The organism is Phocaeicola sartorii JCM 17136 = DSM 21941 (assembly GCF_054653615.1).
The window spans coordinates 114,792-140,618 of record NZ_BAAIFW010000006.1; the positions used below are offsets into that span (position 1 = coordinate 114,792).

A 25,827-nucleotide genomic window follows, 5' to 3' on the forward strand; every position below is an offset into this window, starting at 1 on the left:
ACCGTTCCTGCAAGGTTTTTACACAAATATGAAATTCTCCCCGACAAGATTATAAGCATTTTGCGCTATCTTTGCCTATACAAAAACAGATTTAAAGACACTTGTCGGGGAGAACGCATACATTTGCACTGTTCAAAACAGAAACTTTTGAACGAAACCACAATCAATTAAATCTATTAACTGAAAAATATGACAATGATGAAAAGTAAAATTCTCTTTTTACTCTTATTCTTTCTCACCGGAGTGCTCGGAGTTTATGCCCAACAACTGACCGTGACCGGTAAAGTAATCGATGGTGACGGTTTAGAAGTAATCGGTGCCAATGTAACCATCAAAGGCGCTTCAGGTCTGGGAACCATCACCGACATCGATGGGAAATACAGCCTGACAGTCAACGATGCTTCCAAAGACATACTGGTCTTCTCGTATATCGGTATGGACAATCAGGAAATCCCTGTAAAAGGACGTAAACAAATTGATGTGACCCTAAGAGCCGGAGCCATCATGATGGAAGAAACCGTAGTGATCGGCTATGCTCCCATGAAACGTAAAGAAATGACGGGCTCCATGTCCTCCGTCAAAAGTGATGAGCTGCTGAAAGTACCGACCTCGGATATCACCCAGGCCCTAGGAGGACGATTGGCAGGTGTGCAGATTGTACAGACCGACGGACAGCCGGGTTCGGCCATGTCCATCCGCGTGCGCGGCGGTATCTCCATCACCCAAAGCAACGAGCCGCTTTATATCATCGACGGCTTCCCTACCGAAGACGGCATGGCCAGCCTCGACCCCGCCGACATTGAATCCATCGACGTATTGAAAGACGCCTCGGCCACCGCCATCTATGGTGCGCGCGGAGCAAATGGCGTAGTGGTCATCACCACCAAAGGTGGAAAGAACGATGGCGGGAAAGCCACAGTTACTTTCGATGCGTATGTGGGAGTCCGCAAACTGGCAAACCGCCTGTATACATTAGACCCGGAAGAATACGTGCTGGCTGATTATGAAAGAGTACTGGGCAGAAGCACCAAACCCGATGAGGAAATGCCGGCCTGGCAAAAACGATATGGCAGTTTTCTGGAAATTCATGACAACTATGCCAGCCGAGAAGGAATTGACTGGCTGGACAGAACGATGGGACGCACCACCGTTGCCCAAAACTATCGTGTAGGCGTGAACGGAGGCAATGACAAGACCAAATACAATCTTTCCTATAATTACTTTGACGATGAAGGAGCCATGATATACAGCGGAAGCAGCAAGCACAACATCACCCTGAGTGTCAACAGCAAGGTAAACGACCGTTTGTCCGTCACCGCACGCGTGAACTACGACCAACGCAAGATTTACGGAGCCGGTGTGGCCGGAAACGGAACCAACGAAGGTGGAAGCAACACGGACGCACGCTTCAACAAACTGGCACAGATTCTACATTACCGCCCCACCATCGGGCTTCACGGAAGCGACAAGGATTTATTGGAAGGATTAGACCCCATGCTCGACACCGAAGGCAACACCATGCAGAATCCATTGATTGCCGCCCGCGAAGAGGAAGACAATAAAGAATACCGCACCTTCCAGGCAAACGGAAGCCTGACCTTTAAAATCATCAAGGGGCTGACCTTCCGCAATTCTACCGGTATGCGCTATCAATCCCTCCGCCGCGAATTGTTCTATGGTGACGAATCCATCATGGGAAAACGAAACGGTATCTATGGTTCTATCCGCCAGACAGAGAACGGAAGTTTCCAGACCTCGAACGTACTGACCTATGACAAGAAAATAAAGAAACACAAAATCGTGGCCATGCTGGGACAGGAATACGTCACCCGCTGGACACGCTACGTGGAATCAGGAGTGAGTGATCTGCCTACCGATGAGTTTATCCTCGGCGACATGAATCTGGGAGCCCCCTCTATCGCTGCATCCAACGAAAATTATGACGACAATCTGGTCTCTTTCTTTGCCAAAATGAACTATGACTATGCCGACAAATACTTGTTTACCGCTTCGTTCCGTGCAGACGGTTCCTCCAAGTTCGGAAAGAACAACAAATGGGGCTACTTCCCCGCTATATCGGCCGCATGGCGTATGGGAGAAGAAGACTTTATCAAGAACCTGAACATCTTCTCCGACCTGAAATTCCGTATCGGCTATGGTTTGGCAGGCAACAACCGCATCGGCAGCTACAACAGTCTGGCACTGCTCAGTTCTGTCACCACTGCCATGGGAGGCGGACTGACTCCGGGATACGCATCCAAACAGATTCCCAATCCCGACTTGAAATGGGAAGCCAATAAAACCTTCAACCTGGGTATGGATTTCGGTTTCCTGAACCAGCGTATCACCGTCTCGCCCGAATTCTATATCAACAAGAGCAGCAACCTGCTACTTAGCGCGCAGCTACCCTATTCTTCAGGTTATCAAACGATGCTTATCAATGCCGGCGAAACCAAGAATGTAGGCTTGGACCTGACCATCAACACAGTCAACTTATCCACCAAAGACCTCACTTGGAATACTTCTCTGACCCTGTCGCACAACAAAAATACCGTGGAAGAACTGACCGGAGAGACCGTGCAACTGTACGAAGCCCGTTTCGGCTTTAACCAAAACACGCACCGCATCGCAGTGGGCGAATCATTAGGACAGTTCTACGGCTATGTGACGGAAGGCTTGTACCAAGTGAGCGACTTCAACTATGACGCCGCCACCCAGACTTATACATTGAAAGAAGGCATTCCCTATCATGGTGACCGCAGCAAAGTACAGCCGGGCAACTGGAAGTTCAAGAACCTGAACGACGACAAGGTGATAGACGAAAAAGACAAGACCGTCATAGGAAACGCCACCCCCAAATTCTACGGAGGATTGAACAATACCTTCACCTACAAAGGCTTCGATCTGAGCATCTTCCTCACCTTCAGCTATGGCAACGAGGTGATGAACGCCACCAAGATGGTATCGTCCAGAGTGGGTAACAGTAACAACAACGCGCTGGAGGTTTCAAACAGCGCCAACCGCTGGATGACCATCAACGCCAACGGAGAAATTGTAACCGACCCCGAAGAACTGGCCGCCTTGAACACCGGCAAGACCGTAGCCGCCTATTACGACGCACAGCAAGGAAACAACTATATCCAGTCATGGGGGGTGGAAGATGCCTCTTTCCTGAAACTGAGCAACGTGACACTGGGATACACATTCCCCAAAACAGCCATTGCCAAACTAGGGCTGAAGAACCTACGTCTCTATGCCACCGGCAATAACTTGGCGACCTGGACCCCATACACCGGTTTCGACCCCGAGGTGTCCACCATGAAAAGCGGCCTGACACCGGGCGTAGACTTCGGAGCCTATCCGCTGAGCCGTTCCTTTATCTTTGGTCTTAATGTAGCGTTTTAACCCTTAAATATAATCAGAAACAATGAAAAAGTACCATTTACTATATCTATTATCCGCCTTGTTACTGGCGGGATTCACCTCATGTGAGGATATGCTGACGGAGAAGCCGAACTCCAGTTATGACAAAGACGGATATTTCGACTCGGAGGCCAAAGCGGAAATGGCCATCATGGGGATCTACTCCTCCATCTCGGACAAAGACCATTACGGATGGTGCGAGATGGCTGCCCCGGCATCCGACGATACCTATTACACCAGCCGTACACACTCGGACAATCAAGTGCATGACATAGCGCATTATCGCATCAACTCCACCAACACATGGGTAGAAAACCTGTGGAAATTCAAATATCAAGCGATAGACCGCGCCAATATGGCCATAGACGGCATCCGCCACATGACCGGTTATGAAGAAAACAAGAAACTGAAAGCTTTGGAGGCCGAGGCCCGCTTCCTCCGCGCCTTCATGGCATTCGATTTGGTGAAATATTGGGGCGATGTACCTTTCAAAACCACCTATTCCGAAAGTTACGAATCCGCCTATCAGCCCCGCGCAAGCCGTGAGACCATCTACGATGAAATCATCGCCGACCTGACTTTTGCCAAAGAAAATACAGAATGGGCTACCGCAGGCTCTGATCCCGAAAGAGTGACACAAGGCGCCGCACGCGCCCTATTGATGCGCGTCTATCTGCAACGCGCAGGCTACAGCCTGCAAATGGACGGCAAACTGACCCGTCCGGAAGAAGGCAAGCGCAAGGAATATTTCAACGCTGTCATAGAAGAATGGAAAGCGTTTCAAGCCAATGGCTACCATGACTTTCATCCGAGAGGATACGATACGTTGTTCAAGGACATCTCCTACGGCACACAGAACCCGAAAGAAACCCTGTGGGAAATCTCCTTCTTCCACATGCAAGGCAAGCGCAATGGCGGCGCATGGGGAATATACAACGGACCTATGGTAGGCGAGCCGACCGGCTTGGCAGCCTCTGAGGCCAACCAGCACATGGGACGCGCCAACGGATTCTTTATCGTAGTGCCCGAATGGCGCGGATTCTTCGAAGAAACCGACACACGCCGCGATGTGATGGTATGCACCTACCAGCAACGCTGGAACGCCAAACTGAAAGCACACGAAAAGAGAGAGTTGAAAGCCGGAGGATGGTATTGCGGAAAATGGCGTCGCGAATGGATGTCGCCCGATTCCTGGAACAAAAACCTGAATTACGGCGATGTGAACTTCTGCCCGTTGCGCTACGCCGATGTCGTACTGATGGCCGCCGAAGCATACAATGAAACAGGGAATGCACAATCCACCGCATGGGAGTTACTGAACCGGGTACGTACACGTGCCGGAGCCACCCCGATAACCGAAGCCAATTATGAGGAACTGATGGCGGCACGAAAGAAAACGCATCAGCTGACCTTCATTGACGACACCACTCCACAAGGCAAATTCCGTACCGCCCTTTATTGGGAACGCGGATTCGAACTGGCCTTCGAAGGACAACGCAAATATGATCTTATCCGCTGGGGAGTATTAGGGAAAGCCCTCAAACTGTTCGGTGAAGCCAGCTCGGTGAACAAGAAAGAGACCAAGCCCTATCCGGCATACCAGACTTTCACCGAAGGAAAGCACGAACTGTTTCCCATTCCCTTGAAAGAGATACAAAGCAATCCGAAACTGGAAGGTAAAAACAACCCGGGGTACTAACCGGAACAAAATGATTTCAGGGATTGTGCAAGAACCATCGGACGTGCACAATCCCTACTTTTATTAAACTCCAGAAATATAAAGAATATGAAACGATTCTCTTCAATCTGCCTGTTATTATATCTTTGCATCCTACCGGCAGCCGCTTTCAACAAAGATGTTTTTCAACTGCTGAATCTTGACTACCCCGGTTTACAACAAGTTAAAGAACACTATGCCAACGGAAAATATGAAGATGCCGCCCAGGCGTTGCTGGCATACTACCGGAACCGTACAGACATCATCAACCCGAATATCGACATGAAAAATCTGCACCTCAGCGACCGGGAACGTCAATGGGCGGAAGAAGCATTAGAACATACATTCTATGTGCACGACGGCTATCAACCCTCTTTCCATTATGGAAAAGACATCAACTGGCGCTACTGGCCAGTGAAAGACAACGAATTACGCTGGCAGCTTCACCGCCACAAATGGTTTACCCCCATGGGAAAAGCCTACCGTCTGACCCAAGAGGAAAAATATGCTCAAGAATGGGTCTGTCAGTTTATGGACTGGATTAAAAAGAATCCGTTGACCGAAATTGATAAAGAAGAATATGAAATGACAAACAAAGCAGAAGTAACAGGTTCTGCGGAAAACGTACGTTTCGCATGGCGTCCGTTAGAAACAAGCCACCGACTGCAAGATCAAATCAACCAGTTCGTTTTGTTCCTGCCGTCCGTCTCGTTCACAGCAGACTTTCTGACCGATTTTTTGGTAAACTATCACAAACATGCCTTGCATATACTTCATAACTATTCTGCCGAAGGAAATCATTTATTGTTTGAAGCGCAACGGATGATTTACGCCGGAGCCTTCTTCCCCGAGTTCAAAGAAGCAGCCGGTTGGCGTAAAAGCGGGATAGATATTCTGAACCGTGAAATAAAGAAACAAGTATATGCCGACGGCGGACAGTATGAACTCGACCTGCATTATCATCCCGCCTGTATCGATATTTTCTACAAAGCATTGATCATGGCCGATGTAAACGGATTCCGACAAGAATTTCCTCACTCCTATCGGGACACGATAGAGAAAATGATTGTCTTTTACATCAACGTATGCTATCCCGACTATTCCAATCCCTGTTTCAGTGATGCCAAACGAGGAGGAAAATCAAGCGACTTGAAACGCTATAAAAACTGGATGAGACTTTTCCCCAAGAATGAACAGATACGCTACATGGCCACAGAAGGGCGCGAAGGCAAACTCCCGGAAAACCTCACCAAAGGCTTTCCGAATTCGGGATTCTTCACCTTTCGCAACGGATGGGACGAAACCGCAACCGTCATGGTCATGAAAGCCGGTCCCAAAGGAGAATGGCACTGCCAGCCCGATAACGGTACTTTTGAACTGTGGTTCAACGGAAAAAACCTTTTTCCCGACTCCGGCTCTTACATTTACGCCGGTGAAGGAGAAGTGATGAAACTACGGAACTGGTTCCGTCAGACAAAAGTACACAACACCCTGACCCTGAATAACCGGAACTTGGAAACCACCCAGTCCGTCACCCGCCTGTGGCAACCGGAAGGAGAGGTACAAGTGTTGGTCACAGAAAACCAAAGTTATAAGAACTTGAGACACCGCCGTACGGTCTTCTTTGTAGAAAGCACCTACTTCATCATTGTGGACGAAGCTTCGGGAGATGCCACCGGAATGATAAACCTGCATTACCAACTGGCCGACGGCAACGTGGATATTGATGAAAAACAGCATACGCTCACTACCCGTTTTGACAACGAGAGTAATGTAAAGCTCCAGTGCTTTGCTCCTAAAGAGATCCGGACGGAAAAAGAAGAGGGATGGTATTCCACGGCTTATCGTAAACGGACGGAACGCACAGCTGTCGCTTTCAACCTGAATAAAAATGATGAAAAGACAGTGCGTTATATCACCGCTATCTACCCATTCAAGAAACAAGGAAGCGCCCCCCGAATCTCTGCCAGAATTATCAGCCACAAGCCAGATGCACTAACGGTTGAAGTAAAAATCAACGGGAAGAAAAGCATCTTAAGTTATACATTGTAAAAACCGGGTTCCTATGTTTAAACATTCCACGAGGAACCTGCCATCTTCACCCGGATGCGCATAAAACATAGGAACCTGCCACCATTTCTTTTTTTTAAGTAAATGATTCACTTCACATTCTTTGTCATTCTAAGTATTTTTTATAAATTGCCACGGTCTTTATCTGAACACACGAAAGACGTTGACTATTATCCAAAACTATAAAATTATGACAAAATATTACTTGTGCCTGCTTATCACCTTAGCCTCCCTGTTAAAGGTATCAGCCCAGATTTCCTTCACACACCTGGGTATCAATGACGGACTCTCCCAAAGCACCGTGTTTGACATCACACAAGACAGCAAAGGGAATATGTGGTTTTCCACTTTCAACGGAGTAAATAAATACAACGGATACGATTTCACCGTTTATCTGCACGAAGAAGGAAACCCGCACAGCATAAGCCACAATACCGCCCGTACCATCCAAGCAGGCAGCAACGGCAAAGTATGGATAGGCACCGATGAAGGATTATCCTGTTACGACCCCATCGAAGATTTCTTTTACAACTATTATTACGAAAAAGATAAAAAAAGAGCTGCCGTCACCGGCATTATTGAGATAGATCCGGAGCATTTGCTAGTCAATACATCTCACGGTCTGACTCTGTTCAATATATCACAAAGCGCATTTACAACAGACAAAATGGACGCAACTTTACTCTCACTGAAAGCCACAGCCATACACCGCTATCAAGACCGTATATATATAGGAACCTCCCAAGGGGTATCTGTCTACTCACTTATCCGGCACACCCTGCAAACCATCCTCACCTTTCCGGAAGGAGCTTCCAAAGAAGTGCTGACCATCCTACAGCAATCAGACTCCCTGCTATGGATCGGAACGGAAGGAGACGGCTTGTATGCTGTTCATCCCGGCACCAACACCGTCAGACACTATACCGCCAGCAACGGGAACAGCATCAGTTCCAATTTTGTACGCTCACTAGCCTTGGATGCGCAAAACCGCTTATGGATAGGCACATTCACCTCCTTATATATTTACGATGAAGAAAACGATAAGTTCATTGCTCACGTCAGCGACCGTCTGCAAGAACAAAGCCTGTCCCAAAGTTCTATCCGCAGCATCTTCAAAGACTCCCAAGGTGGCATGTGGCTAGGCACTTATTATGGCGGCATCAACTATTATCACCCACTGAGAGAACGCTTCCAACACCTTCACTTCTCTCCACACCTCAACTCACTGAATGACAATATAATAGGAAGCATCACAGAAGACCGTACCGGCTGTTTGTGGATAGGGACCAACAGTGGCGGCGTAAACAAATACAATCCCTCCTCGAAAACCTTCACCTACTACCAGGCACAGCAAGGCTTGGGAGCCAATGATGTAAAAGCCATATACATAGACGAGGCTGCCGACAAAGTGTACATAGGCACACACACAGGAGGCCTCAATATCCTGCACCGCAGCACAGGACGCATAGAAAACTACACCACAGCAAACAGTGCATTGACCGACAATAATGTCTATGACATTTTACCAGCGGACAAGGAAGGAAATCTATGGATAGGCACCCTGAACGGACTCTTCTCCTTTAACCCCACCCAACGCAAATTTATAGAAGCATACACCGGTGGAAAAACACAAGACAAAAACCGTATCCGCGACCTGATGACCGACAGCAAGCAACGCCTGTGGATAGGCGGGGAAAACGGAATTGCCCTGTATGCCCACCAAGAAGGACAACTGCATCCCCTTCCATTGCTTGACAAGCATACGGATTTGAAAAATGCGTTTGTTTACTGCATTCATGAAGCAACCAACGGAACATTCTGGATAGGAACCCGGAACGGTCTGTACCAATTCGATGAAAAGAAAAACGAACAGACACGCTACAGTGTATCCGACGGGCTTCCCAATCCAGTCGTATATAGTATTCTGGAAGATCATCTGGGACGCTTATGGATCAGTACCGACAAAGGGCTTTCCTGCTTCCATCCCGAAACAGGAAAGTTCAGAAACTTCACCTCCATGGACGGCTTACAAAGCAATCAGTTTACCCCCAAAGCCTGTTGCCGCACCACTGAAGGCGAAATGTATTTCGGTGGCATCAATGGCATCTCCATCTTCCAACCGGAACAGATGCAGGATAATCCCTATGTGCCCTCCCCCCTCATTACAAACATGGAACTATTCAATATACCGGTCGCTCCGCACGATAAAACCGGCATTCTGGACAAGCACATCAGCGAGACAACACAAATAACACTGCAAAACAAGCAATCATCCTTTACGCTGAACTTCAGTGTGCCCAATTACATCGCAGGCCGCCATAATACATTCGCCTACCAGCTGGAAGGATACGACAAGGAATGGTATCATACAGACGGAGATCATCACTGGGCCACCTATACCAACCTGCCGGCGGGCCGTTATAACTTCCTGGTAAAGGCGGCAAACAATGACGGCAAATGGAATGAGACACCTACCTCTTTAAAAATAACCATTCTTCCCGCGTGGTATCAGACCTGGTGGGCCATCACCCTCTTTTTACTGGCAGTGTCGGGATTCATCGCATGGATATTCTATTATCAGATGGAACGCATGAACAAAAAGCGCAATGAAGAGCTGCAAGAAATGAAAACCCGCTTCTTCATCGACATCTCACACGAACTGCGCACTCCTCTGACCCTGATACTGGCCCCCCTGCAGGAATTATTGCTACGTACCAACGACCGCTGGACAAGAAACCAGTTGGAATACATCAAAAAGAACGCCGACCGGCTGCTGCATCTGGTAAACCAGCTGATGGATTACCGACGGGCGGAAAAAGGAGTCTTCCAACTAAAGGTAAAAGCCATTTATGCACACAATATCGTAGAGAAAAACTTCCGTTTCTACGAACAACTGGCCAAACGGAAACAAATAACGTATGAACTCCAATCCGACCTGATGGACAAAAAAGTATTCTGTGACGCCAATTACCTGGAGCTGGTCTTAAACAACCTGCTGTCCAATGCCTTCAAATATACCGATAAAGGTCAAAGCATCACCGTATACCTGAAAGAAGACGGCCCCAATCTGCTACTACAAGTCAAAGATACGGGAGCAGGCATTCCGGTTGACAAACAAGCCAAGATATTCGAACGTTTCTACCAAGTGGAAAACGATCATCCGGGAAGCGGTATCGGACTGTCCCTGGTACAAAAATTGGTAGAACTCCATCACGGACATCTGGAACTGGAAAGTGTAGAACATGAAGGAAGCTGCTTCTCCATCTATCTGCCCAAAGACAAAGAAGCCTACAAGCCCGAAGAACTGGCCCAAACGGATACGGAAAAACAACTGTATTCCACCAATGTAAAAGACATGTATATCGTTGACACGGAAGAAGAGAAAGAAGGCACTGAACAGCAGCCGGGAGAGGCCGGGGCGTCAGCATCCGAAGGAAAGCGCAAGAAGGAAACCATCCTGATTGTGGAGGACAACACCGAGATACAACAATACCTGAGTGAAGAACTCTCCAAATCCTTCATCACCCTGGAAGCCGGCAACGGAGAGGAGGCACTGGAAGTAGTGAAAGAAAACGAAATAGATTTGATTATCACCGATGTGATGATGCCGGTCATGGATGGCATCAAGTTATGCCGCAGCATCAAGCAGAATCTCAAGACCTGTCATATACCGGTTATCATCCTGTCTGCCAAATCGGAACTGAGCGACCAGTTGGAGGGATTGCAGGTAGGAGCGGACGACTATATTCCCAAACCTTTCTCATTGGCGCTGATTGTAACCAAGATAAAAAATATTCTGCGCACCCATTATCGTTCGATAGAACACTACTCTAATTCACTGGAAATAGAGCCGGAGAAAATCGCCTTGAACCCATTGGATGAAGAGTTCCTGACGAAAGCGGTAAGTATCGTGGAAAAACACATGGACAACATCGAATTCTCTACCGACGAATTTGCCCGTGAACTGTATATGAGCCGCTCGTCCCTGCACATGAAAATGAAAGCGGTAACCGGAGAGTCCACCGCGGAATTTATCAGGAAGATACGTTTCAACCAGGCATGCAAATTGCTGAAGGAAGGACGATATAACGTGGCGGAAATCAGTCTGATGGTAGGATTCAACACCCCCTCTTATTTCGCCACCTGTTTTAAGAAATATGTAGGCTGTCTCCCCTCAGAATACATCAAAAACGGAGGGAAACAACAAATTTAAAACTCCTTTCAACAGAATTGGCATCCTTCATACCGGCTTGAAAGTTCTTTCAACATACCGAAATAAAGATTAGCAGGCTTACTCTTACCTTTGCGTCAAGAATAAGTCACGCTAACTTTATAAAATAGTATGAAAAAAGTTTTCTTCTTAGCCATATCCGCCATCATCGGACTGGCTTCTTGCAAAAACAATGCGCCTCAACAAGAGGCATGGGTAAACAACGCGCTGGATATAGCATCGTATCAGTTAAAGACGACCGCTTCCGAAATAGCGGATTCCGCCAAACTGCCCCGCTCCATCTGGACCGGATATACAACAGACTTTTTGGTCAGCCAGCTGGAAAGAGACGCCAAATCCTTTCAGAACTCCCTTTGGGCCAATCCTTCGGCCGACAAACTGGGCCAACGCCGTCTGTGTGGCATCTACGACTGGACCAGCGGGTTCTTCCCCGGCAGCCTGTGGTATCTTTATGAACTGACAGGCGACAACGAGTTGAAAGAACAAGCCATAAAATATACCAATCTGCTGAACCCCGTCAGATATTACAAGGACACCCACGATTTGGGATTCATGATCAATTGCAGCTATGGCAACGCCCTCCGCCTTGCGCCCAATGATACCATCAAAAATGTATTGATAGAAACTGCCGACAACCTCTGCCTGCGCTTCGATCCTAAAATAGGCTGCATCCGTTCATGGGATTTCGGACATTGGAACTTCCCGGTCATCATTGACAACATGATGAATCTGGACCTGCTCTTCAGTGCCAGCAAGCTCACCGGTGACAACAAATACCGGGAGGTAGCCATCACCCATGCCCAGACCACCCTGAAACATCACTTCCGTCCCGACTATACCTCTTATCATGTAGTGAGCTACCATAACGACGGAACTGTAGAAAGCCAGGGTACCCATCAGGGAAAGAACGATGCTTCCGCCTGGTCGCGCGGACAAGGATGGGCCGTATATGGATACACCGCTTGTTACCGTGAAACCCAAGATACACTTTTCCTGCAACAGGCTGTGAGCATCGCCAATATGATTATGGAACGCGTAAAGACCGAAGACCTAATTCCTTACTGGGATTTCGATGCTCCGGCTGGTAAAGACACCCCCCGCGACGCCTCCGCCGCCTGCGTCACCGCTTCCGCTCTGCTAGAGCTCAGCACGCTGGTTCCGGACGGGCAGAAATATTTTGACTATGCCGAACAACAACTGAAAAGTTTGTCCGGTAAAGGCTATCTGGCAGACAAAGGCAAGAATCAAGGATACATACTGGAACATTCCACCGGTTCGCTGCCTCACGGTTCCGAAATAGATACTCCTCTGAATTATGCCGATTATTATTATTTGGAGGCAATGAAAAGATATGTGGATTTAAGATAGGTAAAAGGTTGTTTTAGACATTAGTCCTCAGAGGTTAGTTTTAAACTTCTGTTTTCAGTTTAACACTGTAAGCCGGTAGAGTTGCCAAAGAATACTCTATCGGCTTTTTATCTGTCTCCCATATCTCCTCTACGTCTTCAGCCCCTCTTTCTCTTTTCCACGCAGATAAACAGAAGGAGACACGCCATACTGTGTCTTGAAACAACGGCTAAAATAAAGCGGATCACTGATACCTACTTTATAAGATACTTCGCTCACATTATAATTACCTTCCAACAATAATTCCGCCGCTTTCTTCAGACGAATAATACGGAAATATTCATTAGGAGTATGCCCTGTCAAACCACGAACTTTCTTAGAGAATACAGTACGCCCCAATTTCATCCGGGCAGCAAAGTCTTCCATCGTAAATTCCGGATTTCCCAACTCCTGCTCTATAATAGCCTGCAATTTATCAAGGAACTGTTTATCTTTATCAGAAGTATAAATAGCCGGTCGCTCTATACTGGGATCATTCACATATTTCTCACGTAACTTTTCACGCTGGTCAATCAATTGAACCATCCGTGCCAAAAGCAATTTTAAGCTGAACGGTTTGGTTACATACGCATCCGCCCCACTTTCCACTCCTTCCAATTTATTTTCGGTAGTTCCCATAGCTGTCAGTAGAATGATCGGAATATGACTGGTACTGAATTCATTTTTTAACTTACGGGTTACTTCATACCCATTCATTCCCGGCATCAGGACATCACATATTATCAGATCAGCATCATAAGTCCGTGCACGTTCAAAACCCGCCACACCATCAGCCTCGGCTACCACCTCAAAATAAACAGATATTTCTTTCTTCAAAAATTCACGAATGTCAGTATCGTCTTCAATGATCAATATCTTTTTCTTGTTTAAAGGAGCCACCATCTGTTCTTCTTTTACGAGACGGCACGGAATGCCTTCGTCTGTATGATCCGTTTCTTCCATTAAGACTGTAGAGATCAAAAAATCTTTTGACTCATATACAGAACTATCCAATGGCAAAGTGACTGTAAAAACAGAACCCTGCCCTTCATTCTCCGCATATTCAATGCTTCCTTTATGCACATTTACAAGTTCGTGAGTCAAATGCAACCCGATTCCCATACTATCACCGGAGAAACTACTTTGCATAAATCGAGAAAAAAGTTGCCCACGTTTCTCTAAAGGAATACCAATACCGGTGTCTGACACGGAAATGATCATTTTTTTTGTTTCTTCTTCCACATCTACCGAACAAACTATTTTCCCGCCCTCCGGTGTGTACTTAAATGCATTGGACAGAAGATTATAAACTATCTTATCCAGTTTACCCTTATCAACAAACATAGGATAAGAACTGACAGAAGGAATAAATCTAAATTCCATTTCTTTAGATTCCGCCGTTTCCTTAAAACTCAGAAATATATCGTAAAGGAAAACGATAACATCTGTTTCTTCTAATGAAAGAACCAGCTTATTATTCTGCATTTTTCTGAATTCCAGCAGTTGATTGATTAATCTGAGCATTCGCTGCGTACTTCTGTCCATTACTTTTATAGGATAAGCCAATTCTTTAGAAACCCTGCCCATAGTCTCTATTTTCTCCAAGGCTCCCTGTATCAACGTCAACGGAGTACGAAACTCATGAGAGATATTGGTAAAAAAGACCAATTTATATTCCGTCAACTGTTTTTCCAGTTGGATACGGTTCCGCAAGGTAGCAAACTTATGGATTAGTCTGAACGTAATATACATTGCCATACAAATCAGAATCACATAAATAGCAAAGGCCCAACCCGTTTTCCAAAAAGGCGGAGTAATAACAATCTGCAATACGGTTTCATCTTTCCCCCATACACCGGAAGCACTGGATGCTTTTACATGTAACTGATAAGTACCCGGCAACAAATTTTTATAAGCTGCAAAATTCAAGGAAGAAGGAACTCCCCAATCTTTATCGTATGGAGCTAGCTTATAAATATACTTGGCATCATTTGCCATAGAATAGTCAAAAGTAGAGAAGTCTATACTGAATGAATTCTGATAATATTTCAGTTCTATTCTATCTGTATAACTTAACGCTTCCGCCAAAGGAGAATCAACATCTCCGGGACGAACGGAAATTCCATTTATTTTTAAGTCTGTGAGAACTACCGGAGAAACGACATGCTGTGGCATGACTTTTTCAGGATCGACCACAACCAAACCATGATTCGTTCCAAACAGCAAATGTCCGTTTTTCATAACGCAGGCACTACTCTCCAAATAGACATTGCCGGGCATTATAGCTGAAAAAAAGAAATTATCAAAAGTCTCCGTATCCGGATCAAACCGGGACATCCCATATTCGGTACCCAGCCAGATTTTTCCATCTCTATCTTCTATGATTGACTGGACTACATTATTTACCAACCCATCATCCTCATCATAATGCCGGAATTCCAACTGATCATAAGTTTGTCCTGACTGGCAGACAGAAAAGCCTCTACCTGTAGTTCCAATCCACATACGGCCTTTGCTGTCACAGAAAATGTTACGAATTTCATTGCTACGTATTTTCCCATTATCCAAGTTATAAACGTAATACTGCCGCGAATCATTCAACAAAGAATCCGGATGGAATACATAAATACCATTATTAGTTCCTACCCACATCCAATGATTCCGGTCAGCAGTAATAGTACGAACCTCTTGCTCTCCAAAACTCCCCTTCAAAAAATGATGAAACACGAAATCGTTTTTCTGATAAACAGCCAAATCGAGTCCTCCCCCGAACGTTCCAATCCACATTCTATCCCGGTAGTCCCTATAGATATCATAAATATGATTATGTGCAAGTGAATTCACATCATCAGCCCGATGCACATACCATCTATCGCCTATACACAATCCATCCCCACGGGTTCCCATCCATACTTGCCCTTTGTCATCCTCTTCGAGAGCAAAAACACTAAGATGATAATAATTTCTTTGCAATAAATCCAAGTGACAGTCATAAGCAAACAATCCCCCCCGACGATTTCCTACCTGCACGTCTCCATTCTCCATACACGTAACCATACGGATGGTATTGGAACGATCCACCAATTTCTCATTTTCAGGATAAATATAAGTTGCCCCATCATTTAGCACTGACAATAAAGCGATGCCGGAATATTCTGATCCCAACCAGATATTACCGGTTCTGTCGCCCATAGCATATAAAAGAAAATCAGAATTCACCCGATTGAACTCATCCACATGATAAGAGTAATGGGTCATCTCCTCCTTTTGAGAATCATAAACAAATAAACCATTACCATAAGTGGAGATCCATATCAGTCCACGTGAAACATCCTGTATGATATGATAACGTTCATCTCCTATCAACTTAACTTTTTCATCAGACATTAATCTAAAAATCCGGACGGCACGTGTCCGAACATCAATATAATGCACAAGACCGGTACCATTGGAAATCCACAGATTATTCAAATTATCCTTTTCACATTTTCCTAAACGGATATCAAGCGAAGCATCATGAATCAGTCTTTTCTCAGACATGCTAAACACCTCCCCACCCTCGGGAGTAAAAAACACCCAATCGTTCTGTAAGCGACAGGACTCATAGGTATTAAAAGCAGAAAGTTTCCACGGCAACCGGGCTGTCAAAGACAAATTCTCACCTGAAGACTTTTCATAAATACCTCCATCAGAGGTTACAAAAAAAATCTTGTGACGAAAAGACATCGCCCCCACAAAAGACAAACCATCTTGAACAACCCGGGTCTGCCCCTCTTCCGTCACCTGAAACAAGCCTAGCTGAGTACAAATCCAAATCACTCCCTGTTCATCCTCATAAACGGAATTCACTGCATTAGTTAACAATTTCCCATTTTCCTTTGTAAAAGATACAGAAGAGTGAATTCCATCCTTACAGACTATTTTACGACATCCACTTTGATGATGCCACAGCCAGATATCCCCGCCAGCAGTCTCCAATATTTTATTGTAAGGCCTCCTATATTCCCCACACCCTGTAAAATCAACAAAACAATCATGTTTCAAATCGTAACAACTCATTAATTCCGGGGCAGTGATAAACCATAAGAAACCATTCCGATCTTCTTGTATCTTCTTTACATGATGATTTGCCAAAGAAATTTTATCGCCTGATTCCGGACGGAATGTCACAAACGAATGGCCGTCATAACGGCTCAGCCCATCCAATGTCCCCATCCAAATAAACCCTTTGCTGTCTTGGAACAGATAACGTACCGAATTATTCGCCAATCCGTCGCTAGTCGTGATAAAAGTAGGATGTACATCTACCGATGCATGCATTTCCCAACCTATACACACAAAAACGACCCATAACAGACAAATATATGTTTTCATACAATTTCAATCAGATTCATACCAGGCATTAAAATATATGACGTACATCATTTTCCCGACATACGCCATATTGACAAAGATAGGAAAACTCGCTCACATACGGATGGATTTCGCAGGAATAATGCAAACCGTTGGAATAAAAGGGAGATATGTAGGTTTTACCTATATTCGTCCATTATATGGTTTTGACCTGTTTTGGAGGAGTTAGGAAAATAAATTGCTACTTATCCGTTGCCTGTTCAAGGTCGAAAACAATATTGGAAAAAGGTCTATGCACTGCCACTGACATCACCGTAAAGAACGCTGTTTCACTCATATTTTGCGAGTACAAAGTTAATGCTTTTTTTGCTAAAGGGAGAAAATACAGGTTCTGAATGTTACGCATGGAGCTTCTTTCCATATTCCGCTATATTCGTCATGCCGTTCATTTGCTCGATATCCGGTAATTTTGCAAACAAAGTAAAAAGCTATGGATCAAGCGAATGTAAAGGTGTCGTTCTACCTCAAAAAGAGCGAGGCGGATGCCGATGGTATGTGTCCTGTAATGGCAAGGCTGAACATCGGCAAGTATTCTGAAGCGGCTTTCAGCCTGAAACTCCGTGTGCCGCAGGCAATATGGAGTTCGGGGCGTGCTTCAGGCAAAAGTGTGAAGGCGAAGGAAATCAACAACCGGCTGGATGAAATCCGTGCGATGGCATTGGGAATCTATGCTGAACTGTCGGTTGTTCGTGACAGTGTGACTGCGGATGATGTCAAAAGTCTGCTGCTGGGTATGGCTGGTGAACAGACAACGTTATTGAGCTACTTCCGCACGTTTATTGAGAACTTCGCGAAGCGCGTGGGTGTAAACCGGACCGAAGGCAGTTTGAGAAGCTATCGGAACGCCTACAACCATGTGGAAAGGTTCATGCGGGAAAAGTACAACTTGTCGGATATCCCGTTTTCGGCATTGACCCTCTCCTTCATACAGGATTACGATTCGCACCTTCGGACGGATTGCCGCCTCTCTCCGGGAACGATTATCAACCTGACCGTGCAGTTGAAAATCATCGTTGGTGAAGCCGTGGCGGACGGCATCATCACCACCTACCCGTTTACCGGCTATGAACCCGTGCGCCCGAAACAGAAACGGAGGTATCTCACATCCGAGGAACTGCAACGGCTTATGACCATGCCTCTTCACAGACCGAACCTTTATCTCACACGGGATTTGTTCCTATTCTCATGCTACACCGGCATCCCGTACAGTGATATGCGGCTTCTGTCGAAAGAGCATTTGTCACTTGCCGATGACGGCACATGGTGGATCAGAAGCTCGCGCCGGAAAACCGGAGTCGAGTTTGAAATCCCCCTGCTGGACCTGCCGTTACATGTCATGGAGAAATACAGGGACACAGCACCGGACGGGAAACTGCTACCCATGTATTCCAACAGCACGATGAACCTTAACTTAAAACGTATCGCAAAACTCTGTGACATAGACTGTCCGCTGGTTTTTCATGCCGGCCGCCATACCTATGCAACCGAAATCACGCTCGGACATGGGGTTCCGCTTGAAACGGTCAGCAAGATGTTGGGACACGCCCGGATTGAGACGACCCAAATTTACGCCAAAGTAACTGATGACAAGATAAATGCAGACACGCGGATATTGAACGAGAGAATAGCAGAACGTTTCTCCGTGGTTATTTGACAAACGATAAAAAGCCAACGACATGAAAAAGAAAAGTGAACATACAGACAATACTATCAGACATCGCAGCACATTCGCGATACTGTTCTATATCAACCGTACCAAGATGCGCAAGGACGGGACGTGCCAGTTGCTGTGTAAGGTGAGCATCGATGCCGAATGGGAACAGATTGGCACGAAGGTATCCGTCAATCCCGACATCTGGAATCCGGAAAAAGGCCGTGCCAACGGACGCAGTGCGAATGCGGTGATAGTGAACCGTGCCATAGACGAATTGACGGAGGAGATTACCGGACATTACAACCGGATTAAGAACAGCCTGGGATTCATCACGGCGGAACTGGTGAAGAACGCCGTAATGGGTGTCGGGCTGAAACCGCTTACCCTGCTGGCTCTCTTCCGGGAACATAACGAAGATTTCAGAAGACGTGTTGGGCTGGATCGCATCAAGGAAACGCTTGATTCTTACTTGAGATCGTACAAGCACCTTTCCGCTTTCATCAAGGATAAGAAAGGCGTGGAAGATGTCACGCTACGTAGCCTTGACAAGAATTTCTATGATGATTTTGAACTGTTCCTTTGCAAGGACTGCCACATGATGCCCAAGACCGTGCATGAGCATCTGTACCGCCTGAAAAAGATGACCAAACTGGCAGTCAGCCAGGGAACGCTCCGCCGTGACCCGTACTGCCGTCTCCACCCTGCGTTGCCACAACGGAAGAGCCGCCACATGAAGCTGGAAGACCTCAAGAAACTCATGGAGACTCCCGTGGAGAAACCTCAACTGCAATTCGTGAGGGACATGTTTTTGTTTTCGACCTTTACCGGACTGGCTTACGCGGACTTGAAAAGGTTGAAGACGAGTGATATCACACAATCCGAAGACGGTGCGTGGTGGATTCACATACGCCGTCAAAAGACAGACACGCTTTCATCCGTCCGCCTGTTGGATATTCCATTACGAATCATTGAAAAATACCGGAACCAGCAACAAGGGGATAATGTGTTCAATGTTTACCGCCGTGGCTATTTTATCCTGCTGACGCGGGAACTGGGAAAGGTGTACGGTTTTGATTTGACCTTCCACCAGGCCCGCCATAATTTCGGAACCCATGTCACACTTTCACTCGGAGTCCCGATAGAAACGGTCAGCCGCATGATGGGACACATGTCGATTTCTACAACGCAACTTTACGCGCAGGTGACGGATAAAAAAGTGGACGAGGATATGAAAATTTTGAAAGCAAGCGGTTTCTGTGGTACGACTGAACTTTGCGAGGAGGATTTCACCACCCGGAAAGGCAGAAAAAGGACACCCCACGCTATCTGAAAATCAAGAACGGAGAAACGCATGTCCCTATGAACGAGCCGTTTCTCCGTTTTGTCATGTCACACCCACCGCATATCTTCTTTGCACCGTTTGTAGGCATCCTCTAATATTTTAAGGATGTCCGATTCCTTGTAGAGGGCCTTACCCTGTACAAGATAGTAAGGGACAACACCAAGTGTGCGGTATTCCTGCAATGTCCGTCTGCTGACCCTCAGAATTTTGGATAGTTCCTCGTCCGTCAGGAAACGTTCGCCGTGGAATACGGATTTAGGGGTGTCCTCCATCGCTGCGATTAACCGCTCCATATTGTCAAGTCCCTGAAACAGGACATCGACACGCGGGTCTTTCCGTTCTAAAAAATGATAGCTCATAGTTCTCGTTTTAAGTGGTAGTAATTCGATTCCAATAGTTTGTGTACGTCTTCGGTTTTGAAGAAAATCTTGTGCTTGATGCGTGAGTAAGGCAGGATACCCTTGTCACGGTACACCTGAAGCGTCTTTTTGGATATGCGCAATATCTCGCACACCTCCTGGTTGTCAAGCCACTTTTTTAAGCCGAGGTCTTCCACCGGACGGCACATACCCATTACCTTTTCCTCCAGTTTGCCGAAACGTACCCGAAGTTCATCGAACGTCTGTTTGTCGATACATACTATTTCCATACCAGTCATTTTTTGAGTTGAACATCCATCCGGTTTTTCAGTTTCGGGGGCAACACCTTCCCTTTTTGGTTGAGGAACGCTTCCACTTCGGAGGCCTTGTAGTAAGTCCGTCCGTCAATCATGTAATAGGTGACATACTTCTTCTGGCGGTAACGTGCCAGCGTGCGTTTGGTGATGCCGAGCAATTGGCAAAGGTCATAGTTATCCAGAAGTGTGTCGCCTTCCAGACACTCTTTCAACTTGTTCATCCGCTCCAGGGTACGGTCGATTCTATCGAACCGTTCCATGATTTGCATGAGCATTATTTGGACACTTTCGCTGTTTATCTGTAGCATAATGCATTCTGTCTTTAGTGTAAATAATAGTTTTGCTTACACCTTGTCGCGCAACAGGTTATACTACATATAGGGCTAATGGCGTACCAATGACCATGTATTTCACTGAATGGCATCGGCATTCCATTGAAATACAGTGGAATAAAAATTTTTAGTATGAAAAGTAGTGATAAAAATGTTCTTGCAAAATGCAAGGTTTTTCGCAAAATGCAAGTTACATCTTGCAAGATTTGCGGTAGATAAGGCGGCAGATGCCGTTGGAAAAAGAGGTGGTTTTATGCAGTTCCCAATGTTGTGGTCGGAATGTATTCAACACGGAAATCCCTTGTCCGGCAGAAAACGGCAGCTGGTAAACCACAAGTTCATCAACAAGATCATAGAGGAAAAGCCCGCGAAGCAGCTCCACCGATTCCGGTTCTATGATTTCAGCAAGGTAAGTGAATGAATCGTCCCTGTTGTCTTTCTCGCAAAGCAAATCAAGGATGGAATGGGGCAATATAAGGGCCGAGCAGCGTTCACGCCAAAAGGGGAAACCCCGCCTGTCGTTTCTTACCCAGGACACAAGTGCTCCGGCCGGTTCCGGAAGGAAACCGTCCAATGTTATTGCCGTCACAACTTGAATCCTTGCCATAGCTTTAATTCTTTTTCAACCGGAAACTGTAAAAAAGAAGCGTGCAATCCACGCTATTTCTAATGGAGGCTCTGGAATGCCCTTAACAGGAATAGGTGAATGCACGCTATGCCAAGGCATAGCATAAGCAATCACGCAATAGTTCCTGTTAATGTTCATTTTCCAGATTCCCATTAGGACGCTTGCGGTCTTATGTCTATATATAAACGGCAACTGCCCGTTAGACAGTACGCCGCATTTTTCGCTATTTAAGTGCAAAAGTACACATATTCAGCGACATTTGCACTATTTTTAGTCGTTAAATTCATTTCAGCCCGTATTTCTTCATCTTCCTGTACAGTGTTGCCGGGTTGATGTTCAGCATTCCAGCCGCTTGTTCCCGGTGACCGTTGCAGGCTTTGAGAGCCCTGATAATGCTTTCTTTCTCAAATGCTTCACCTTTCAGAGGCAGGATTGCAAGTGTGTCTGTTTCCTCATTTCTACATACACAGACAGTTGTTTCCAATCCGTCCACGTCAAGCATCGGAGACTCAGAGACCAGTACGGCACGCTTGACACGGTTTCGGAGTTCACGCACGTTGCCCGGCCACCGGTAGGCAAGCATCCTGCGTTTGGCATCCTCCGTAAATCCCAATGTCTCCCTTTTCAACTCTTTGGAGAAACGTTCACGGAAAAACTCCGCCAACGGAATGATATCTTCCGGGCATTCCTCCAGGGAGGGCTGCCGAATCTCAAACTCGTTCAGACGATGGTAAAGGTCTTCCCTGAACCGTCCCTCCTTGATAGCCAATTCCATATTCTCGTTTGTCGCGGAAATGACCCTGACATCCGAAATCCGTTCCCTGCCGCTACCAATCGGGGTATATACATTCTCCTGTAATACCCGGAGGAGCATGGATTGGATTTCATGCGGCATCGTGCCTATCTCGTCAAGGAACAGCGTGCCGCCTTTCGCCAGGTCGAAATATCCGCTCTTTGCCGTGTCCGCACCGGTGAACGCGCCTTTCTCGTGCCCGAAGAACAGCGAGGCGGCCAACTCGCGGGGCAATGCGCCGCAGTTTACGGCGACAAAAGGCTTGCCATACCGTTCGCTGTTGTCATGGATGGTCTGCGCTACCGACTCCTTGCCGGTCCCGTTGACCCCGAGTATCATCACGGACATATCGGACGGGGCAACCAGCCTGGCAAACTTTTCCACTTTCAATATCATGGGGCTTGTGCGGTGGAACAACTGCCGTTCCTGCTTTCTCACGGTGGCTACCGGATGGAACACATCTTCCGCCAGTTCCAGCAGGTGATCCCTGTACACAGGTTTGGGCAGGTAGTCCCTGGCTCCCAGTTTGATGGTACGCACAACGTCCGGAACGGAAACGTATTCGGTCGTTATGATGAACGGGATGTCTTTCTTCTCCTTGCGCAGCCATTCCAAAAGGGAAATGCCGTCGCCTTCGGGCAACCGTACGTCCGACAATATAAGGTCGAACTGCATACGGCGTATCAACGAGCGGGCTATCGGCTCGCTCATGGCTGTCACCGCTTCATAACCGGCCCGGGAAAGCCAGTCTTTCTGTATTTGCGACAACCCCACGTTGTCTTCAACTATCAGTATCTTCCGTTTCATTTGTCAGTCTTTTTATCTCGGCTTCCGCCGCCTTGATGAGCATGGCGGTGCTGGCTATTATCTGCCGGGTATATTCATTTAACTCTTTGTCGCTTGTTTCACTGTCTTTCAATAAAGTCCGGTATGCCAACAGAGGTTCCGCCATCCGTAGGAACTCCCACATCGGTTGCATACGGTGGGTGATTTCACGCAACTTCTGCCTGTCGCCGTTTTTTATGGCTGCATCAAGTTCTTCACGGTCTTTCTCTGATTGGGATATAAGGGAAAGCAATGCCTTGTGCTTGTCACTGACCTCGGAAAGGATCAAACTGAAATCAACCTCCGGTTTTTCCTCCCGCCTGTTTGTCTTTATCCTCGAAAGCAGGCCGAGAAGTTCCGATGAAGAAAACGGCTTATAGATGTAGTCCGTAAATCCGGCATGGAGAAAAGCCTCCTTGTCCCTGTCACCACGTGCGGTCATGGCTACAATAGGGATGGTGCGGGAGTTTCCGATGTTCGAGTTGCGCAACAAGGTCAGCAAGTCAAAGCCGTTGGTCCCTGGCATTTGAATATCAGAGATCAACAGGTCATAATCCTTGCCCCGCATCGCCTTGACCACATCTTTGGAGCTTACGCTGGTCGTACAATTCATCCCGTTACGCTCCAGCATCTCTTTTATCACATTCAACAGCATCGTATCGTCATCAATGACAAGTACATTCCGAGGCAAATGTGCCGGATGTGGGATTATCAGGCTTTCGCTCTCTACCGTTTCATCCGTGGTTTTCAATGGAAGTGTAATGCGGAACGTGCTACCCCGGTCAATGCCGCTCGTCACGTCTATTGTCCCGCCAAGCAGGTTGACAAGACCTTTTGTTATCGGCAGGCCTAATCCGAAACCCTCCGCGTTTCTGACGGAGTCCAACCGCTCAAACGGGCGGAAGATACGTGAAAGCGCATCTTCACTCATGCCTATGCCGGTATCCTTGACTTCCAATACTAATTCACCTTCGTTATAACGGGCATTCAAGCTAATTGTACCGGTTTCTGTAAATTTGACGGCATTGCTGAGCAGGTTGTCCAAAATCTGTTCGATACGGTCCACGTCACCGCAAAGTTTGACATCGGTACCGGTAAAATCGTGATTGAATAGGATGCCTTTGTTATTGACCACATGGGAGAAGCCGAAGGCGATGCGTTCCAACAGGGCATTCAGGTTGAACGGTACATCGTTGCGGGTTTCTTTTGCCTCGTTCAGGCGGTACACGTCCAGCAGGTTGTTAAGCAGATGTACAACATGTCGGCACACAATCCTGATGTTATTCAGGTGCGTGTTCCTTCGTTTCTTTTCCCTGGTATCCACGGCAAGTTCCGCGCTGCCGCTGATTACGTTCAGAGGGGCACGGATGTCATGGGAGATTGTCAGGATGATATTCTTCCGCATCTCTAACAGCGCGATGTTCTGCTCTATCGTTTCTTCCAGATGCTTCCTGTTTTTTGCCTTGACCTTAATATCCCGTTGTATGACAAGATACGAAATGAACAGCAGGATGATTGAGAATATAATCAAGCCGGTAATGACCAAAGTCGAATGTTCGTAGGAAGCTTTCAGACGCTCTTCCTTGCTCCTGAAGGCGTTCCATGTCTGCTCATCCAGACTTGTAATAAGTAAACGCAATTTCCGGTTGAGTTCCCTATTGCACAACCGCAGGCTGTCCGTATAAGTTTCTATGTCCCGTTTCCGTTTATTCAACAACGAGATCAGTTCCTTATCCGGTGCGGTTTGCCTGGTTGTAACAACCGGCATCTGTACGGTTTCCTTGCCACCGAAGAATCCGGCGATACCTTTCTTCTTTCGGGTAACGGTCCGGGTGGTTGTCTGTGTCGTTACGGTCGGTTTCTGATTGAATAGAAGGCTATCCGTTCTCTTCTGCTCCCAAGACGCTTCCATTATTTTGAACAGATGTTCTTCTTTAGCGGCCAATAATGTACGAAGTGAATCTATTTGCACTGGTTGTATAAAATCACTACATTGTGTACGCAAGACTTGCAACATAGAATCAGTACGCACACGGCGTTCCCGATAAGCCAGAGAATCCTCATTGTTCCATACCATGACTGATTCTCCATAAGTTACCAATGCAGTCACATACCGATGGGCGGTATTGATGTCGTGCTGAGTTTGGAAAATAGAAATCGATTCGTTTTCTATTTTTTGTACACGGTGACGCTCGTGCAGAACAATAGCGACCATACTACCGATGATTGCCATTAATACTATGTATCCAAAGAAGACTTTGTATAGTAAAGATATTTGTCTATGCTGCGTCATAAGAATGATAGGAATCAATTTCGTCGTCACTTCACAACATCAGT

General features: G+C 46.6%; 14 protein-coding genes. 7 read left to right on the forward strand and 7 right to left on the reverse strand.

The genetic code is table 11. The annotated features are described in order from the left end of the window. Window positions 1–195 precede the first annotated feature (195 nt). From ACYQ0C_RS17500 to ACYQ0C_RS17520, 5 genes are all read left to right on the forward strand, one after another. Window positions 196–3,405, forward strand: a complete 3,210-nt coding sequence (locus ACYQ0C_RS17500) for a SusC/RagA family TonB-linked outer membrane protein (RefSeq protein ID WP_016277742.1) — start codon at window positions 196–198, stop codon at window positions 3,403–3,405. Window positions 3,406–3,427: 22 nt separating this feature from the next. Further along, complete coding sequence (locus tag ACYQ0C_RS17505; RefSeq protein WP_016277743.1) at window positions 3,428–5,122, forward strand: RagB/SusD family nutrient uptake outer membrane protein; 1,695 nt, start codon at window positions 3,428–3,430, stop codon at window positions 5,120–5,122. A gap of 87 nt (window positions 5,123–5,209) precedes the next feature. Beyond that, window positions 5,210–7,192 (forward strand): heparin-sulfate lyase HepC, encoded by a 1,983-nt coding sequence (gene hepC, locus ACYQ0C_RS17510; protein ID WP_016277744.1) that lies wholly within the window; start codon window positions 5,210–5,212, stop codon window positions 7,190–7,192. 208 nt (window positions 7,193–7,400) lie between these two features. Next, the gene (locus ACYQ0C_RS17515) at window positions 7,401–11,423 is read left to right on the forward strand and encodes a hybrid sensor histidine kinase/response regulator transcription factor (protein WP_016277745.1); all 4,023 of its coding nucleotides are present in this window, start codon (window positions 7,401–7,403) and stop codon (window positions 11,421–11,423) included. A 129-nt stretch (window positions 11,424–11,552) separates the two neighbouring features. Beyond that, window positions 11,553–12,809, forward strand: a complete 1,257-nt coding sequence (locus ACYQ0C_RS17520; RefSeq protein WP_257463890.1) for a DUF4995 domain-containing protein — start codon at window positions 11,553–11,555, stop codon at window positions 12,807–12,809. A gap of 129 nt (window positions 12,810–12,938) precedes the next feature. Here the strand turns inward: ACYQ0C_RS17520 and ACYQ0C_RS17525 are convergent, their stop codons facing one another. Continuing rightward, a complete protein-coding gene (locus tag ACYQ0C_RS17525; protein WP_016277747.1) occupies window positions 12,939–17,201 on the reverse strand; it encodes a hybrid sensor histidine kinase/response regulator transcription factor in 4,263 nt (1,420 codons plus the stop codon). Window positions 17,202–17,670: 469 nt separating this feature from the next. On the opposite strand from ACYQ0C_RS17525, the gene ACYQ0C_RS17530 reads away from it, so the two are divergent. Both ACYQ0C_RS17530 and ACYQ0C_RS17535 read left to right on the forward strand, forming a co-directional pair. After that, window positions 17,671–18,894, forward strand: a complete 1,224-nt coding sequence (locus ACYQ0C_RS17530) for a site-specific integrase (RefSeq protein WP_025076663.1) — start codon at window positions 17,671–17,673, stop codon at window positions 18,892–18,894. 22 nt (window positions 18,895–18,916) lie between these two features. Beyond that, window positions 18,917–20,224, forward strand: coding sequence for a site-specific integrase (locus tag ACYQ0C_RS17535; protein WP_025076664.1), 1,308 nt, complete (start codon window positions 18,917–18,919; stop codon window positions 20,222–20,224). A 59-nt stretch (window positions 20,225–20,283) separates the two neighbouring features. Here ACYQ0C_RS17535 and ACYQ0C_RS17540 read toward each other — a convergent pair whose 3' ends face one another. The 6 genes from ACYQ0C_RS17540 to ACYQ0C_RS17565 form a co-directional block, all read right to left on the reverse strand. Continuing rightward, window positions 20,284–20,595, reverse strand: a complete 312-nt coding sequence (locus ACYQ0C_RS17540; protein ID WP_025076665.1) for a helix-turn-helix domain-containing protein — start codon at window positions 20,593–20,595, stop codon at window positions 20,284–20,286. Then, window positions 20,592–20,885, reverse strand: coding sequence for a helix-turn-helix domain-containing protein (locus ACYQ0C_RS17545; RefSeq protein ID WP_008766700.1), 294 nt, complete (start codon window positions 20,883–20,885; stop codon window positions 20,592–20,594). The genes ACYQ0C_RS17540 and ACYQ0C_RS17545 overlap by 4 nt, the downstream gene beginning before the upstream one ends. Window positions 20,886–20,890: 5 nt before the next feature. Beyond that, window positions 20,891–21,220, reverse strand: coding sequence for a helix-turn-helix domain-containing protein (locus ACYQ0C_RS17550; protein ID WP_008766699.1), 330 nt, complete (start codon window positions 21,218–21,220; stop codon window positions 20,891–20,893). A 214-nt stretch (window positions 21,221–21,434) separates the two neighbouring features. Then, window positions 21,435–21,851 carry a hypothetical protein gene (locus ACYQ0C_RS17555; RefSeq protein WP_025076666.1) on the reverse strand — a complete coding sequence of 139 codons (417 nt, stop codon included), beginning with the start codon at window positions 21,849–21,851 and terminating at the stop codon, window positions 21,435–21,437. Between the two features lie 304 nt (window positions 21,852–22,155). Further along, window positions 22,156–23,472 (reverse strand): sigma-54-dependent transcriptional regulator, encoded by a 1,317-nt coding sequence (locus tag ACYQ0C_RS17560; protein WP_055299972.1) that lies wholly within the window; start codon window positions 23,470–23,472, stop codon window positions 22,156–22,158. Further along, complete coding sequence (locus ACYQ0C_RS17565; RefSeq protein WP_055300105.1) at window positions 23,447–25,783, reverse strand: ATP-binding response regulator; 2,337 nt, start codon at window positions 25,781–25,783, stop codon at window positions 23,447–23,449. Before ACYQ0C_RS17565 ends, ACYQ0C_RS17560 begins: the two co-directional genes overlap by 26 nt. Window positions 25,784–25,827: the final 44 nt, after the last annotated feature.

What these genes read in the sequence shown, in the direction of transcription:
- ACYQ0C_RS17500 (WP_016277742.1), top strand. Translation starts at nt 196, where the DNA reads ATGATGAAAAGTAAAATTCTCTTTTTACTCTTATTCTTTCTCACCGGA.
- ACYQ0C_RS17505 (WP_016277743.1), top strand. Translation starts at nt 3,428, where the DNA reads ATGAAAAAGTACCATTTACTATATCTATTATCCGCCTTGTTACTGGCG.
- hepC (WP_016277744.1), top strand. Translation starts at nt 5,210, where the DNA reads ATGAAACGATTCTCTTCAATCTGCCTGTTATTATATCTTTGCATCCTA.
- ACYQ0C_RS17515 (WP_016277745.1), top strand. Translation starts at nt 7,401, where the DNA reads ATGACAAAATATTACTTGTGCCTGCTTATCACCTTAGCCTCCCTGTTA.
- ACYQ0C_RS17520 (WP_257463890.1), top strand. Translation starts at nt 11,553, where the DNA reads ATGAAAAAAGTTTTCTTCTTAGCCATATCCGCCATCATCGGACTGGCT.
- ACYQ0C_RS17525 (WP_016277747.1), bottom strand. Translation starts at nt 17,201, where the DNA reads ATGAAAACATATATTTGTCTGTTATGGGTCGTTTTTGTGTGTATAGGT.
- ACYQ0C_RS17530 (WP_025076663.1), top strand. Translation starts at nt 17,671, where the DNA reads ATGGATCAAGCGAATGTAAAGGTGTCGTTCTACCTCAAAAAGAGCGAG.
- ACYQ0C_RS17535 (WP_025076664.1), top strand. Translation starts at nt 18,917, where the DNA reads ATGAAAAAGAAAAGTGAACATACAGACAATACTATCAGACATCGCAGC.
- ACYQ0C_RS17540 (WP_025076665.1), bottom strand. Translation starts at nt 20,595, where the DNA reads ATGAGCTATCATTTTTTAGAACGGAAAGACCCGCGTGTCGATGTCCTG.
- ACYQ0C_RS17545 (WP_008766700.1), bottom strand. Translation starts at nt 20,885, where the DNA reads ATGGAAATAGTATGTATCGACAAACAGACGTTCGATGAACTTCGGGTA.
- ACYQ0C_RS17550 (WP_008766699.1), bottom strand. Translation starts at nt 21,220, where the DNA reads ATGCTACAGATAAACAGCGAAAGTGTCCAAATAATGCTCATGCAAATC.
- ACYQ0C_RS17555 (WP_025076666.1), bottom strand. Translation starts at nt 21,851, where the DNA reads ATGGCAAGGATTCAAGTTGTGACGGCAATAACATTGGACGGTTTCCTT.
- ACYQ0C_RS17560 (WP_055299972.1), bottom strand. Translation starts at nt 23,472, where the DNA reads ATGAAACGGAAGATACTGATAGTTGAAGACAACGTGGGGTTGTCGCAA.
- ACYQ0C_RS17565 (WP_055300105.1), bottom strand. Translation starts at nt 25,783, where the DNA reads ATGACGCAGCATAGACAAATATCTTTACTATACAAAGTCTTCTTTGGA.